The sequence below is a fragment of the Micromonospora sp. CA-249363 genome (assembly GCF_050950185.1).
In the GTDB taxonomy this organism is placed as follows: Bacteria; Actinomycetota; Actinomycetes; order Mycobacteriales; family Micromonosporaceae; genus Micromonospora.
Window position 1 is genome coordinate 3,845,553 of record NZ_CP192020.1, and the last position, 14,845, is coordinate 3,860,397.

The window sequence follows — 14,845 nt, forward strand, 5'->3', positions numbered from 1 at the left end:
TGGGTGATCCAAGAGCTGTCTCGTACCGAGCCGCGACCGGACGGGTACGACCCCGACGCGCGCGTCCGGTTCCGTCACCGACGGCGGGCCGGGGCCGACATCGGCGGACCGCAGCGTGTGGTGTGGGCGGACGCCGCGAAGGGCGTCTGCATCGTCCTCGTCGTCGGCTGGCACGTCGTCATCAAGGACTACCTGCGGATCGACTGGCACGTCGGCGTACCCGTGCCGGGCCTGTGGGGAACGCTGGGCGAGCAGTTCCTACCGCTGCGCATGCCGCTCTTCTTCACCATCAGCGGCCTCTTCGCGGCCAACGCCGTGCAGCGTCCCTGGCGTACCGTCGCCCGGGGCCGTATCGCGGGATTCCTCTACCTGTACGCCCTCTGGCTGCTCATCCACACGGCGGTCCTCGCCGCGACGCCGGACTTCCCGACCGACCGGGCCACCTCCGCCCTCGGTCTGCTGGCGCAGCTCACCGTCACGCCCTCGAACCTCTGGTACCTGTACGCCCTGGCGCTCTACTTCACGCTCGCCAAGGCGACCCGCCGGCTGCCCCGGTCGCTGGTCGTCGTACCCGCCGCGGCGCTGTCCGCAGTCGCCGCCGCCGGCCTGCTGGCCACGCCGGGCAACCGGGCCGGCCTCTATGCGAACCTGGTCTTCTTCCTGGCCGGCCTGTACCTGCGGCCACACATCCAGCGCTGGGCCGCCACCGCCACCCGACGTCGACTCGCGCTGACCGGCGGGGCGTACGCCCTCACGCTCGCCGTGATGGCGGCGGCCGACGCCCAGCGGTGGTTCGGCGTCTGGCCGGCCGTCTCCGTCGTCGCGGTGGCCTTCGGCGTCACCGCCGCCGCCCGGGTGGTCCGGTGGCCCGCCGTCGGCGACCGACTGGCCGCGCTCGGGCGCGTCACGCTGCCCATCTACGTCATCCACATGCCGCTCGTGGCTCTGCTGCACCGCCTGCTGGTCGCCCCGGTCTCCGAGCTGGACGCGGGTGCGCAGGGCCTGATCGTGGTGGGCTACCCGATCGTGCTGACCGCGCTCGTCGCCGGTCTGAGCCTGGCCGTGCACCGCGCGCTGCTGGCGGCGCACGCGCGGTGGCTGTTCGCGCTTCCCGGGACCCGCCGCTCGGCGGTGACCGGATGACCGCCCTGGCCGAGGCGGTGGTCGACCTCGGGGCGATCGCCGACAACGTGCGGACGGTCGCCGCGGTCACCGGCACCGAGCTGATGGCGGTGGTGAAGGCCGACGGGTTCGGCCACGGCGCGGCGCCGGTAGCCCGGGCGGCGCTGCGCGCCGGCGCGACCTGGCTGGGCGTGACCTCGTCGGCCGAGGCCCTGGCCCTGCGCGCCGCGGGCATCACCGCGCCCACGTTGAGTTGGCTGCACCGTCCGGACGACGACTTCTGCGAGTTGGTCCGCGCGGGCGTCGACGTGGGGGTCTCCACGATCACCCACCTGCACGCGCTCGCCGACGCGGCCGTGCGGGTCGGCGTGCCAGCGACGGCGCAGCTCAAGGTCGACACGGGCCTCACCCGCAACGGCGCCGGCCGCGACGACTGGCCCGACCTGGCCACCTGGGCCCGCAAGTACGAGGTCGAGGGCACGGTCCGGGTACGCGGCGTGTGGTCCCACCTCGCCGACGCGGACGTACCGGGCGCGCCCGCGCTGGACGGTCAGGTGCGGACGTTCTCCGAGGCGCTGGGCGTCGCCCGGGCCGCCGGCCTCGACCCCGACCTCGTCCACCTGGCCAACTCGGCGGCCGCGCTGTCCGCGCCCCGGACCCGTTTCGACCTCTGCCGGATCGGATTGGCTCTCTACGGCGTCGACCCGTTCGGCGCGGCCGGTCCCGGGGCGTTCGGGCTGCACGCCGCCCTGACGCTGCGGACGACCGTGGTGAACGTGAAGCGGGTGCCGGCCGGCACGGGCGTCTCGTACGGGCCGGAACACGTGACCGCCGCCCCGACGACGGTGGCCCTGCTGCCGCTCGGCTACGCCGACGGGCTGCCCCGCGCCACGGAGGGTCGGGCCGAGGTGTGGCTCGGCGGCCGACGCTGCCCGGTGGTCGGGCGTATCGCCATGGACCAGTGCGTCGTCGACGTGGGCGACCTGGCGGTGCGGATCGGCGACCCGGTCGTCGTGATCGGCACGGGACGCGACGACGACGCGCCGACCGTCACCGAATGGGCGCGCTGGGCCGGCACCAACCCACACGAGATCTTGACCGGAATCGGGGCGCGGGTGGGCCGCGCCCATCTTCACGAAAGGGCGGACGTCGCATGTTGACGCGACTGGCAGTGCTGTACGGCGGGCGGAGCGGCGAACACGAGGTGTCGCGACGTTCGGGGGCCGCCATCCTCGCCGGTCTGGACCGGGAGCGGTACCAGGTGACCGAGGTGCTCATCGACACCGACGGCGGCTGGCACGTGGACGGTCGTCCCATCGGCCTGCCGCAGGCGCTGCGGGTGCTGCGCGCCCAGGACGTGGTGTTCCCGGCCCTGCACGGCCCGTACGGCGAGGACGGCACGGTCGCGTCGCTGCTGGAGTGGCTCGGCGTGCCGTACGTCGGCAACGGGGTGTTCGCCAGCGCGGCGGGCATGGACAAGGGCGTCACCAAGCGGCTCCTCGCCGCGGAGGGCCTGCGGGTCAGCCCCGGTGTGACCCTGCGGCCCGGGGAGAACCTGTCGCCGGCCGACCAGCAGCGGCTGGCTCTGCCGGTCTTCGTGAAGCCGGCACGGGCCGGGTCCAGCCTGGGCGTGGTCCGGGTGACGGAGTGGTCGGCGCTGCCCGCCGCGCTCGCGCAGGCCCGTCAGGTCGATCCCAAGGTGCTCGTCGAACAGGGGGCGCAGGGTCGGGAGATCGACATCGCCGTCCTTCAGCACCCCGACGGTCGGGTGCAGGCCGGACCGCCGCTGGAGATCCGGGTCAGCGGCGCGGGCTTCTTCGACTACGACGCGAAGTACGACGGTGGCGCGGTCTTCCAGATCCCGGCGCAGCTCGACCCGGCCACCACCGAGGTGCTCCAGGACCGGGCCGTCCGCGCCTTCGACGCCCTCGACTGCCGGGGACTGCTCCGGGTCGACTTCTTCCTCCCCCACGAGGGCGCCGAGCCCATCGTGAACGAGGTCAACACCTTCCCCGGCTTCACCGCCGCGTCGCAGTTCCCGCAGATCTGGCAGCGGGCGGGCATCGAGTTCCCGGCCCTGCTCGACATCCTGATCTCCGGCGCGCTCGCCGACCGACGTCGGGCCCTCGCCCCGGGGCTACCCCGGCCGGAACGGGCGGTCGACCTGGTGTGAGCGGCCGTCGCCCCGGTCACTCGATGGGGCAGGACCAGGGTGGCCGGGCGCCGTCCGAGCCGGCGAGGGTGACCGGGGCGTAACTGATCTGCTGGCTGGAGAGCGCCACGGTGCAGATGATCTGGTTGGCCGCGAGGGTGGACAGCGGCAGCACGGCGCCCTTCATCCGTACCGTGATGCCGGGCTCGTCGGCGCTCGGCGTCATGCTCACCGGTGCGATGTCGGCCGGCACCTCGCTGGTGAACCCCGCGCTCCGCTCGGCCTCGGTGGGACCGGTCGCGAGCAGCACGAGTGTCTCGAGCGGTGACGCGGGCGCGTTCTTCGCCGGCCGGACGACGAGCGCCAGTTCGCCGTCCGCGATCAGGTAGAGGCCCTCACCCGCGGACGGACCGCTCACCGCGGAGCGGCCGGTGATGACGTCGGTCGGCCGGACTCCGCAGCCGGCCGTGAGCAGCGCGACCAGCAGCCCGACCGCGAGCACCGCCCCGCGACGGCGGCTCACCGTGCGACGTGCGCGGCTCACCGTACGCCTCCGGCGTGGACGGTCTCGGACGCCACCCGGGGCAGGCGGAGCGTGAACACCGCCCCGCCCCGCGGGTCGTTGCTCGCCGTCAGGCTCCCGGACTGCCCGGCCTGCCGGTGCAGGCGCGCGTTCTCCCACGCGATGGCGAGTCCGAGGCCGCTGCCCTCGGAGCGGGTCCGGGCGGTGTCCGCCTTGTAGAAGCGGTCGAAGACGTGCGGCAGCACCTCCGGGTCCAGCCCCGGTCCCTGGTCGGTGACCTCGATCGTGAACCAGTCGGGTTCGGCGGCGAGACGGACGGACACCGGCTCGGCGCCGTGCCGGAAGGCGTTGCCGACCAGGTTGGCGACGATGACGTCGAGCCGCCGGGGATCGAGCCGGGCGACGACACCGGACGGCAGGTCCGCCCGTACCCGATCGGTCCACCCCCGCAGCCGCAGCGTCGCGGTGACCGCGGCGGCGACGTCCACGTCGTCGAGGGCGAGCCGGGCGGTGCCGGAGTCGAACCGGCTGACCTCGATGAGGTCGTTGACGAGCTGGGTGAGGCTCTGCGTCTCCTGGCTGACCAGCCGGGCGGCCCGGCCGGCGTCGCCCGGCAACCGGTCCGCCTCCTCGTCCAGCACGTCGGTGACGGCCGTCATCGCGGCCAGCGGCGTACGGAGTTCGTGGGACACGTCGGCCACGAAGCGCCGGGCGTCGGACTCCATCCGCCGCAGCTCACCGACCTGCCGCTCGATGGTCGCGGCGGTGTCGTTGAAGGTGCGCGTGACGTCGGCCAACTCGTCGACGCCCCGGACGGTCAGCCGGGCGGACAGGTCGCCCTCGCCGAGCCGGCGTGCCGCGCGACCCAGCTCGCGTACCGGCCGCAGCACCCCCTGCGCGGCCACCAGGGCCAGCAGGACCGCGAGAATGAGGGAGAGCCCGCCGGTCACCCAGGCGAGGGTGGCGAGCCGGTCGATGCTCTGCTGCTCGGAGGCGAGGCTGCGCACCGAGTAGACCTCCACTCCGGACGCGACGGACGAGCCGTCGGGTCGGTCGAGCCGGAGCTGCGTGCCGATGATCAGCTGGGGTTGCCCGTAGCGCTCGACGCGCTGCCACGCGATGCGGCCGTTCGCCACCTCGTGCCGCAGCTCGGCGGGGAAGGGTTCGGCCGCCTCGACACCTTCCGAGCGGTGGTCGTGGTAGAAGACGACGGTGTTGCCCTCGCGGTCGGAGAGCTGCTGGGACAACAGCTCCAGCTCCTCCTGGCTCGGCGGCAGGCGCAGCACCGGGTACACCTTCGAGAGTTGGTCGGTCAGCGAGGCCACCGCCGCGTCCTGCGCCTGCTGGAGGATGACGGTCCGGGCCTGGAAGTAGCTGCCGCTGGCGACCACCGCCGTGGTGGTCACGCCGAGCAGGGCGAACGCCAGGAGCAGCCGGGTACGCAGGCCCAACGCCATGGCGCGGGCCCGCTGCCAGGGGGTCACAGTGGGCCGAACCGATATCCGAAGCCGCGTACCGTCTGGATGTAGACCGGCGTCGACGGCTCGTCTTCGATCTTGGCGCGCAGCCGCTGGACGCACGCGTCCACCAGCCGTGAGTCGCCGAGGTAGCCGTGCTCCCAGACGGCCTCCAGCAGTTGCTGACGGCTGAGCACCTGGCCTGGCGTGTGCGAGAGTTCGAGCAGCAGACGCAGCTCCGTGGGGGCCAGGCCGACCGGCACGCCGTCCTTGCTGACCACCAGCGCGGCACGGTCGATGGTCAGGTCGCCGTGCCGGTGCAGCCCGGGCCGGTCGGCGCCGGGCCGCCGCGAGTCGCCGCCGGTACGACGCAGCACCGCGCGGATGCGTGCCTCGAGCACCCGGGCCTGCACCGGCTTGACCACGTAGTCGTCGGCGCCCGCCTCGAGACCCGCCACCACGTCCATGTCGTCGTTGCGGGCGGTGAGCATGATGATGGGCAGGTCGCCCTGCTGCCGGATGCGACGGCACACCTCGAACCCGTCCATACCGGGCAGCATGATGTCGAGGACCACCACGTCGGAGGCCGTCGTCCGCAGCTGCTCCAGGCCCTGCTCGCCGGTGGCCACGGCCACCACGTCGTGGCCCTGCCGGGTGAGCGCCAACTGCAGTCCGTCGCGGACCGTCTGGTGATCTTCGATCAGCAGGACCTGGGGCATGCCGTCAAGTATCCCATCATGAATATGTTTCGTATCTGTCGATGTTCCGGGGCCGCTGCCGACCGGCCGGAGCCCCGGTCCTCCCCGGTTGGACGAACTCCACGGGCCGGATCAGGAACACCGCCACGCCCACCGCCAGCATCGTCAACGCGGCCGCCATCAGGACGGCCAGCAGCGGCCCCGACCGCAGCTCGGCGGCCAGACCGGGAACCAGCACCCGAACCGCCCAGACCAGCACGGCCACCCCCACCGCACCCTCGACGAGAGCGCGCCGGACCCGGCCGGAGGTCGGCCCGCCGGACGGCCGGAGCGCGTCGCCGCCGGACCGGGCCGCCAACGCGGCCGCCGCCAGGCAGAACAGCGCCAGGCTCAGCAGAACGCCCCCGAGTACGTCGCTGAACCGGTGCCATCCCGCGATCATGGTGGCCGCGCCGATCACCGAGACACCCGCCGCGGCGGGCACCACCAGCCACCGCCGGGCCGCGCCGGGCGCCACCAGCAGGAAGGCCAGCGCCAGAGCCGTGGCGACCGCGACGTGGCCACTGGGAAAGCTGTTGTGGGTGGTCGAATCGGCGACCGCGAGTTCCGGGCGGGGCAGCGCCGACTTCGCCGCGCCGGCCGCCAGCACGGCGGCGAGCACCGTGCCGACGCCCACGACGCCGGGCAGCAGCCGACGGCCGTGCAGGCCCACCACCAGCACGGCGGTGAGCAGGACGGCAAGCAGGGCCGGCTGACCGAAGTACCGCAGGACGACCGTGGCCGGCCCGAACAGGCCACCGGGCTGCGCGTAGCCCCCGCCCCGCTCGGCGCGCGGCAGGAGCAGCCCGTCGATCCACTGGCCGGGCTGGGTCCACACGAAGACCACGCCGACCAGACCCAGCGCGAGCAGGCAACAGACGCCCGCCGCGAGCAGTCGGAGAGCCGGCGGCACGGCGGGCCGGTCGTGGGTCAGCGCATGCGGCAGCGTTCGCGTCGTGGACGACGGGCGACCGACGGGGTACGACGATCCGTGGGACATGACGACCATGCTCGGCCCGCCAGATCCGGACGCTGTCCGGGGAATGTCTTGGTTCTGTCACAACCGGCGCTCGTACCGGGAAAACCGGGCGATCCTGCCCCGCCAACGCCCGTGGCCGCCTCCTGTCGCCAAGCTGTCCGGACGTGAACGTTTATTCACATGCTTACATGCAACTATGTTTTACCTGGCCGAGACGAGCCGTCACTAAGATCAAGACGCCGATCGATGATCCTCGGCGGTGCGAAAACCATCCGGAGTGTTCGTGGGGAACCGGAAGGGGTTGGGCAATGCACGGGGTTTCGGTCGCTCCACTCGTCATCGGCATCGCGTCGTCGCCGGCCGAGCGCCGGCAGTTGGCACGCCTGCTCGGCGGCAGCGACGCCTTTCTGATCGTCTCGAACGTCGAGCAGGCACGGGAGTTCCTCGGAGTGGGCGACCTGCCCCCCGTCGCGCCTCCCGCGACCCCGCCCGTACGCGTGGAGGTGGCGCAGCGCCCGCAGCCGCCGCCCGACCTGAGTGTCGACTCCGACCGCCGGGTGCTGCGCTGGCGCGACCAGGAGATCGACCTGACCCGGCTGGAGCACGACGTGCTGCTCTGCCTCGTCGACGCTCCCGGGCAGGTCTGGACGTACGAGCGGCTGCACCTGGAGGTCTGGGGCAATCGGCACCTCGGCCGGGGGTCGGACATGCACTCGGTCGTGCGTCGGGTACGCCGCAAGCTCGCCCGGCTCGACGCCGCCGCCACGATCCACGCGGTGCGCGGGGTCGGCTTCCGGCTCGCGCCGATCTAGGGTCTGTTTCCGGAGAACAGGCCGGCCCGCCTGGTCGAGGACCAGGCGGGCCGGATCAGTGTGCTACCTCCCGGGTGTCAGCACCGGATCGGCGACAACCCGAAGTTCTCCACGGTGGGAGTGGTGACGTTGACCTTCGTCTGACGGGTCTGGGGCTTCCAGCCGTCCTTGGCGACGATCATCGTGAGCGGGTTGTTCCGGCGGTCCATCCAGTAGGCGTAGTTACCGGCGGCATCGGTCGCGAAGGTGAACGACATCGCCCACGAGTCGACCTGGACCACCGCCCCGGCGATCGGCGCGGTCGCGCCCGCGCAGCTCGTACCGGTCACCGTACCCATCAGCTTGCCCCAGGTCTTCGGGGGCGTCACGTTCATGGTCACCGCCACCGGCGGCACCGAGTACGGCGTGTTCTCCCGGATCGTGACCCCGGCCGAGTAGGTGCCCGGCTGGTCCACGTTCGCGGTCAACCCGACGGTGACCGTGACCTTCTCCCCCGGCGCGAGGGTGGCCGTGGTCTTGTCGATCGTCATCCAGCTGACGTCGGCCGCCGCCTCGGCGCACCCCTCGAAGCCCGGCAGCGCCTCGCTGTCCGGCGCGGCGTTGAAGCTGCCCGACGAGCCACCGATCTTGTAGAAGCCGCACGCCGCGCCACCCCGGTACCGGGCGGTGTTGGCGTTCGGCAGGTTCGACCACGAGCTGGTGGCCGGGTCGAAGGCGAAACCGGCGTTGGTGATGGCGCCGCCCTGCGAACCACCCACGACCAGGAGCTTGCCGCTGGCCACCGCGTACGAGCTGGCCCAGTTGTCAGTCGGCGCGTCCGCGATCGCGGTCCAGGTGTTGGCACCCGGGTCGTAGGCGTAGCTGGCCTTCTGCGCCGCGGTGCCGTCGTTGCCACCGGTGCAGTAGAGGACGCCGTCGATCCCGCCGCAGGAGGCGAAGGCCACCGACTTCGGGTAGTTGGCCACCGTCTCCCAGGTGTCGGTGCCGGGGGTGTAGCGGACCACGGTGTTCGACATCGGCACGCAGGCCGCGGTCGTGCAGCCACCCACGGCGTAGAGCTTGCCGTCGACGACCGCCTGCCCGGCCGCCGCCCGCGGCGCGGGGTTGTCGGCCAGCTCGGTCCAGGTGTTGGCCGCCGGGTCGTACGACCAGGTGGCGGCGTCCGGGCCGGAGTCGCCCCAACCGCCCGTTGCGATGATCTTCCCGCCGACCACGCCGACGGTCAGCGCGTTGCGGGCGCCGGGAATGTCGGCCGCCGCCGTCCAGGTCTGCGCGACCGGGTCGTAGGCGTAGGTCTTCGCGGTGGAGGCGGTTCCGTCGCCACCACCGATCGAGTACACCTTGCCGTCCAGGGTGACCACCCGGTTGTCCATGATGTTGCCCGGGTAGTCGGCGATGTCCGTCCACGGCGCGGCCTGCGGACCGGCCGTCGCGGGCGTCGCCGTCGCCGCCTTGCCGGACGCCCTGGAGGCGACCGATGTCGGCACCGTCAGCCGTTGCTCCGGCGCGCCGGCCGCGCCGATCACCTGCTGCCGGGTCACCCGCGAGCCGTCGGCCCGCAGCAGCTCGAAGCCGTCGTCCCGCTCACCGAAGGCGACCTCGACCGGAGCGCCGCCGGTGTTGGTCACGGTGAACGTCCTGGTCGCCTTGCCACTGGGCATCTGGAGCGTCGCGCTCAGCGCGGTGGGCGTCACCGACAGGCGTCCGGCCGCGAGGACGAAGTTCGCGGTCGTCGCCCAGTCGGGCTCGACGTCGACCTGCTTGCTCTGGCTGACGTAGCTGCCGGCCGTCGCGGTGAACTTGTGGGTACCGGTCAACGTCGAGTAGATCCAGTAGAACCCGTCGGGCAGCCCCGGGTCGTCCGGGGTCGCCACGGTGACCGCCTTCTCGGCGGGCCGGTCGTTGCTGGTGACGGTGGCGCCGTTGAGGTAGCTGTCGTCGTTCTTGTCGCGGACGTTGCCCACGACCAGACCGCCGTCGACCGGCACGCAGATGACCTGGCTGCCGATCAGGACGTTGTCGACCTCCCACCACCAGTCGTACTTGGCGTCGTAGTAGTGGAACCGGACCTGGACCTGCGACTTGCCGGCCGCCTGCGGAATCGGGATCTCGGTGAGCTTCGGTCCCCGGACGTCGGTCTCCTGCCGGAGGACGTTCGTCCAGGTCGCGCCCCCGTCGATGCTCAGGTCGACATCGGCGGTGTCGTCGTTGAGCTGGTTGAAGTCCTGGTTGAACCGGATGACCGGGGCGCTGACGGCGGTCAGGTCGACGACCGGGCTGACCAGGGAGCTGTCCTGGGTCTTGCCCGCGCCGTAGTCGTCACTGTCGATCATCGCGAAGTTGCCGGTGCCACCGGTCAGGTTGCCCCGGGCACCGTCGTCGGTGAACTTCCACACCTGGCCGGCGCCGACGTTGTCCACCACCGACCAGCCGGCCGGGGTGGTCGTCGCGTCGAAGGTCTCGTACTCGCCGTCGGAGCCGAACGTGTAGCCGGGGGCCGTCGTGCACTTCGTGGTGTCGACCGGCACCGCGACGTTGGCCGTCACGTTGCGGGTGCCGACCACGACCTCCTTGGTGACCTTCTGGTAGCCCGGGTACTGCACCTCGTAGGTCAGCGTGTACGTCTGACCCGCCGGCAGCGTGATGCTGTAACGGCCGTTCGACGGGGTCGTGTAGTCGTACACGCCGGCCGGGCCGCTCACGGTCACCTTGGCGTACAGCGGCCAGCCGTGGCCGGAGCCGTCGGTGACCGAGCCGGTGACGTTGACGCGCGGCACCGCCGTCAGGGCGACGTCGAGCGTGGTCGTCGTGCGGTTGGTGACCGTCGCTGTCTTCGTGGCGCTGCCGTATCCGAACGCGGACACGACGACCTGGTAGTCACCGGTGGGGACGAGGGTCGAGTACGTGCCGTCGGCGCCGGTGGTGATCTCGCGCGAGGTCGGGCCGGTGAGCGTCAGGGTCGCGCCGGCGATCGGGGCGCCGGTGGCCGCGTCGGTGACCGTGCCGGCGAGAGTGCCGACGTCGCCGGTGGGGGCGGCGTTGAGCAGCGCGAGGGCGTCCAGCCGGCCCTCACCCCAGACGTTGTTGTCCGCCGCGGTGCCACCGCACTGGTCGTCGGCCTTGTCGATCGCGGTGCCGTTGAGCAGCGCGCGGGTCGCGTCGACGTCACCCACGAGCGAGGGCGCCCCCGAGTACAGCAGGGCGATCGCGCCCACCAGGTGGGGAGCGGCCATCGACGTGCCGCTGGCGGTGCCGTACCCGTTGCCGGGCACGCTCGACCGGACGTTGACGCCGGGCGCGGAGATGTTGGGCTTGATCTCCCCGTTCTGCCCGACGCCCCGGGCCGAGAAGCTGGCGATGTTGTTGTTGACGTCGTACGCGCCCGCCGAGTAGTTGCTGGCCAGGCTTCCCGGCGAGCCGCTGGTCTGGCAGGCCGGTCCGCTGTTGCCGTTGGAGAACACCCCGAAGATGCCCGAGGCGGCCCAGGCCAGGGTCACGTCCTCCATGAACGGCTCGTTGGACGGCAGTCGCGTGCCCCAGGAGTTGTTGATGATGTTCGGCCGCTTGCTGGCGTCCGGGTTCTGGCCGTTCGAGTCGGTCGGCTCGAGCATCCACTGACCGGATTCGATGAGCGCCTCGTCGGTGGGGCAGCAGCCGTTCGCCGCGATCCACTTGACGCCGGGCGCGACACCGATCTGGTTCGCGCCGGCGGAGCCGGCCATGGTGCCCATGGTGTGCGTACCGTGGCCGTCGTCGTCGCAGGGCGCGCCGTCGCACGTCCCGGCGGCGTCGAACCAGTTGTAGTCGTGGTCGAACGTGCCGTCCCCGTTGTTGCCGCGGTAGGAGTTCACCAGGGCCGGGTGGTCGTACTGCACGCCACTGTCGATGCTGGCGATGGTGACGCCCTCGCCGGTGACGCCGTACTGGGACCAGACGTCGTCGGCGTTGATGTTGGCAACGCCCCACTCGACGGCGTTGACGGTCTTCTCGTCGGTCCCCTTGGTCAGCTTCGGCAGTTCGTAGGCGACCGGGGCGTAGAGGCCCTCGACCTCACCGTGGGCGGCGAACTGCTGGGCCATCGCCAGGGAGCCGCTGTTCACCTTGATGGCGTTGGTGGCCCAGAAGCTCTGGTACTTCGTACCCGAGCTGTCGAGTTCGGCGCGGATCTTGCCCTGGCTCGCGGCGGCGCTCTCGCGCAGCGCCTGCGCCACGGCCGCACCCCGCTTGGTCCAGTCCTTGATGGCGCCGGCCTTGCTCAGGTCGGCCCGGTCCTTGAACCGAATCCAGAAGTCCCCTGCGCTCTTGGCCTGGAACTGCTTGGCCAGTTCCGGCCGGATCTTGTCCCCGACGGCGGTGCCCGTCGAGCCGGGCGCGGCCTGCGCCCCGGAGCCGAAGCTGGCCAGGCACGTGACGGTGAGGACCAGCGCCGCGCCGGCGCTCACCATCGATCTGGCCGTGCGTCTCCATTGTGGACGTCTGAACATCGGTGCCGCCTTCCTCAGAACGACCCAGGGGTGTACGTGGGCCATGTGAGAAGTGCGCGAGATCCACTCGACGGAACCGAGCGAACGGACCCCTCATGCCTCCCCCATGCACCGCGCGGGTCACGCCGGTTGCCCGAGTGGACACTATGATCGAGAGGAAAGGACGATCAAGAACTTGCTGTGAGCATCTTGTCGCTACCGGTTGCCCTGCTGATGACGCGCTTGCCAAACACTGTCAGTGCCGTGACGATAAGGTGCGCAGGGATGCCCGTCGATTCGCAGGTGGTGCGGTGGCCGAGACCGACGACGCGGCGTTGGACGGGGGCGACCCGGCCGACGAGGAGTTTCCGCTCCTGATCGCGGTGACGCCGTCACCTCGCGAGCGCATCCGGCTCGCGGAACGCCTCGACGGAGTCGCGCCGCTGCTGCTGGTGGCCGACCTCGACGAGCTGCGCCGGCTGATCGGGGTGCCGCAGCAGCGGCCGGGGCTGCCGGGCGAGCCGCCGCCGGGTCGTCCGCCCGCCGCCGAGCCGCACCCCGCCCTGGTCGTCGACTCGGCCCGTTCCACCGCCCGGTACGAGGCGCGCGAGGTCGACCTGACCCGGCTGGAACACGACCTGCTGATCTGCCTGACCACCGAGCCGGTACGGGTGTGGAGCTACGCCGAGCTGCACCGGTCGGTCTGGCACGACGAGGGGCGCGCGCGTAGGGCCGACGTCCAGTCCCTGGTGAAGCGGCTGCGGCGCAAGCTGGTGGACCTCGGCACCGGCGCCACGATCGAAGCGGTCCGTGGCGTCGGGCTGCGACTCACGGACCGGCGCGACCCGCGGATCGGGCGCGCCTGACTGCTGCCTGATGCAGGCAGTTCGTCAGCACGGACCGACCGCCACGGCCCGGGTCGGCGCGTTTTCGCGTATCCGGGAGCCGCGTCCGACGAGCACGTAACGTGAACTACAGCCGATCAACGGCGAACGCCGGACGCGCCCGCCGCCTGCCCGCTCAGCCGCAGGAGGTGAGAGCCCATGCTGTCGGTATTCGATCCCCGGCACACCGTCGCTCCCCCGGGATACAGCCGCTGGCTCATCCCGACCGCCGCGTTGGCCGTGCACGTGTGCATCGGTCAGGTCTACGCGACGAGCGTCTACAAGAACTCGCTCATCGCGCACTTCGACACGAGCCAGACGGCGATCGGTGCGATCTTCAGCATCGCCATCGTCATGCTGGGCTCGTCGGCCGCGGTGGGCGGCCGGTGGGTGGAGCGCAACGGCCCGCGCCGGGCGATGTTCGTCTCCGCCTGCTTCTGGGCCACCGGCTTCCTGGTCGGGGCGCTCGGCATCGCAACTCAGCAACTCTGGCTGCTCTACCTCGGCTACGGCGTCATCGGTGGCATCGGACTGGGCATCGGCTACATCTCGCCCGTCTCCACGCTGATCAAGTGGTTCCCGGACCGGCCCGGTCTCGCCACCGGCTTGGCGATCATGGGGTTCGGTGGTGGCGCCCTGATCGCCGGTCCGCTCGCGCGCCAGTTGCTCTCGCTCTACGACAGCGACTACAACCCGGCCAACCCGGCGGCCGTCGCCTCGGGGTCCGCGCTGGTGGGGCTGTTCGTCACGTTCGGCATCGGCTATTTCGTGATCATGATGTTCGGTCCGTTCAACGTACGGGTGCCCCCGCCCGACTGGCGGCCCGCCGGCTTCGATCCCGATCGCGTCGCGACCCGGCCGCTGGTGACGAGGGCGAGCGTGTCCGCGTCCAACGCCGTACGGACCCGCTCGTTCTGGCTGCTGTGGATCGTGCTGTTCTGCAACGTCACGGCGGGCATCGGCATCCTGGAACAGGCCAGCCCGATGATCCAGGACTTCTTCCGGGACAACGGGTCCACCGCCGTGTCGGTGTCGGCGGCGGCGGGCTTCGTGGGTGTGCTGTCGCTGTTCAACATGGCCGGCCGTTTCGTCTGGTCGACGACGTCGGACGTGATCGGCCGTAAGCCGATCTACCTGGTCTACCTGGGCGTCGGCATGGTGCTCTACGCGCTGCTCGCGGTGGCCGGGCACGCGGCGACGGCGCTCTTCGTGCTGATCGCCGCTCTGATCATCTCCTTCTACGGCGGCGGCTTCGCCACCATGCCCGCGTACCTGCGGGATCTGTTCGGAACCTTCCAGGTCGGCGCCATCCACGGGCGGTTGCTGACCGCCTGGTCGGCGGCGGGCATCGCCGGCCCGCTGATCGTCAACCGGATCCTCGACACCCAGGGCAAGCCGGGGACGCTCACCGCGTCGGCGTACCGGCCCGCGCTGTTCACCATGGTCGGCGTGCTCGCCATCGGCTTCGTCGCCAACCTGCTGGTCCGTGCCGTTCCCGACCGGTTCCACGAGCCGGACCGGGGGTCGACCTCGCCCGTGGCGCGGGCCAGCGTCACCGAGCCGGTCGCCCTCGGCCCCCAGAGCAGACCGCCGGTGCCCGAACACGTCGGCGGTCAGACCGGGCGGCTCTGGCTGTCCTGGCTGCTCGTCGCGGTGCTGCTCGGCTACGGCATCGTCGAGACCCTCAGCACGGCCGCGAAGCTGTTCACGGGCTGA

General features: G+C 71.7%; 11 protein-coding genes. 6 read left to right on the top strand and 5 right to left on the bottom strand.

Annotation, left to right across the window (positions count from 1 at the left end):
- Positions 1 to 3 precede the first annotated feature (3 nt).
- Genes ACQPZK_RS17660 through ACQPZK_RS17670 form a run of 3 tightly spaced genes read left to right on the top strand, consistent with a single transcriptional unit; the run spans position 4 to position 3,295 of the window.
- Positions 4 to 1,143, top strand: coding sequence for an acyltransferase family protein (locus tag ACQPZK_RS17660; protein WP_433534016.1), 1,140 nt, complete (start codon positions 4 to 6; stop codon positions 1,141 to 1,143).
- Positions 1,140 to 2,282, top strand: a complete 1,143-nt coding sequence (gene alr, locus ACQPZK_RS17665) for an alanine racemase (protein WP_433534017.1) — start codon at positions 1,140 to 1,142, stop codon at positions 2,280 to 2,282. Before ACQPZK_RS17660 ends, alr begins: the two co-directional genes overlap by 4 nt.
- On the top strand, positions 2,276 to 3,295 hold the full coding sequence (locus tag ACQPZK_RS17670) for a D-alanine--D-alanine ligase family protein (protein ID WP_433534018.1): 1,020 nt from the start codon (positions 2,276 to 2,278) through the stop codon (positions 3,293 to 3,295). The genes alr and ACQPZK_RS17670 overlap by 7 nt, the downstream gene beginning before the upstream one ends.
- A gap of 16 nt (positions 3,296 to 3,311) precedes the next feature.
- On the opposite strand, the gene ACQPZK_RS17675 is transcribed toward ACQPZK_RS17670, so the two are convergent.
- From ACQPZK_RS17675 to ACQPZK_RS17690, 4 genes are read right to left on the bottom strand one after another with little or no spacing between them, the layout of a single operon-like run.
- Positions 3,312 to 3,818 carry a hypothetical protein gene (locus tag ACQPZK_RS17675; RefSeq protein WP_433534019.1) on the bottom strand — a complete coding sequence of 169 codons (507 nt, stop codon included), beginning with the start codon at positions 3,816 to 3,818 and terminating at the stop codon, positions 3,312 to 3,314.
- Positions 3,815 to 5,281: an ATP-binding protein gene (locus ACQPZK_RS17680; RefSeq protein WP_433534020.1), complete on the bottom strand. Its 1,467-nt coding sequence runs from the start codon at positions 5,279 to 5,281 to the stop codon at positions 3,815 to 3,817. Before ACQPZK_RS17680 ends, ACQPZK_RS17675 begins: the two co-directional genes overlap by 4 nt.
- Positions 5,278 to 5,973 (bottom strand): response regulator, encoded by a 696-nt coding sequence (locus tag ACQPZK_RS17685; RefSeq protein WP_433534021.1) that lies wholly within the window; start codon positions 5,971 to 5,973, stop codon positions 5,278 to 5,280. The genes ACQPZK_RS17680 and ACQPZK_RS17685 overlap by 4 nt, the downstream gene beginning before the upstream one ends.
- Before the next feature lie 16 nt (positions 5,974 to 5,989).
- Entirely contained in the window at positions 5,990 to 6,991 is a 1,002-nt protein-coding gene (locus ACQPZK_RS17690) for a phosphatase PAP2 family protein (protein WP_433534022.1), read from the bottom strand.
- 287 nt (positions 6,992 to 7,278) lie between these two features.
- Between ACQPZK_RS17690 and ACQPZK_RS17695 the strand changes: the two genes are divergently transcribed.
- Positions 7,279 to 7,782: a winged helix-turn-helix domain-containing protein gene (locus ACQPZK_RS17695; protein WP_433534023.1), complete on the top strand. Its 504-nt coding sequence runs from the start codon at positions 7,279 to 7,281 to the stop codon at positions 7,780 to 7,782.
- A 77-nt stretch (positions 7,783 to 7,859) separates the two neighbouring features.
- Here the strand turns inward: ACQPZK_RS17695 and ACQPZK_RS17700 are convergent, their stop codons facing one another.
- Entirely contained in the window at positions 7,860 to 12,227 is a 4,368-nt protein-coding gene (locus ACQPZK_RS17700) for a S8 family serine peptidase (RefSeq protein ID WP_433534024.1), read from the bottom strand.
- Between the two features lie 329 nt (positions 12,228 to 12,556).
- Between ACQPZK_RS17700 and ACQPZK_RS17705 the strand changes: the two genes are divergently transcribed.
- Together ACQPZK_RS17705 and ACQPZK_RS17710 are read left to right on the top strand one after the other, a co-directional pair.
- A complete protein-coding gene (locus ACQPZK_RS17705) occupies positions 12,557 to 13,111 on the top strand; it encodes a winged helix-turn-helix domain-containing protein (RefSeq protein WP_433534025.1) in 555 nt (184 codons plus the stop codon).
- 177 nt (positions 13,112 to 13,288) lie between these two features.
- Positions 13,289 to 14,845: an OFA family MFS transporter gene (locus ACQPZK_RS17710; RefSeq protein WP_433534026.1), complete on the top strand. Its 1,557-nt coding sequence runs from the start codon at positions 13,289 to 13,291 to the stop codon at positions 14,843 to 14,845.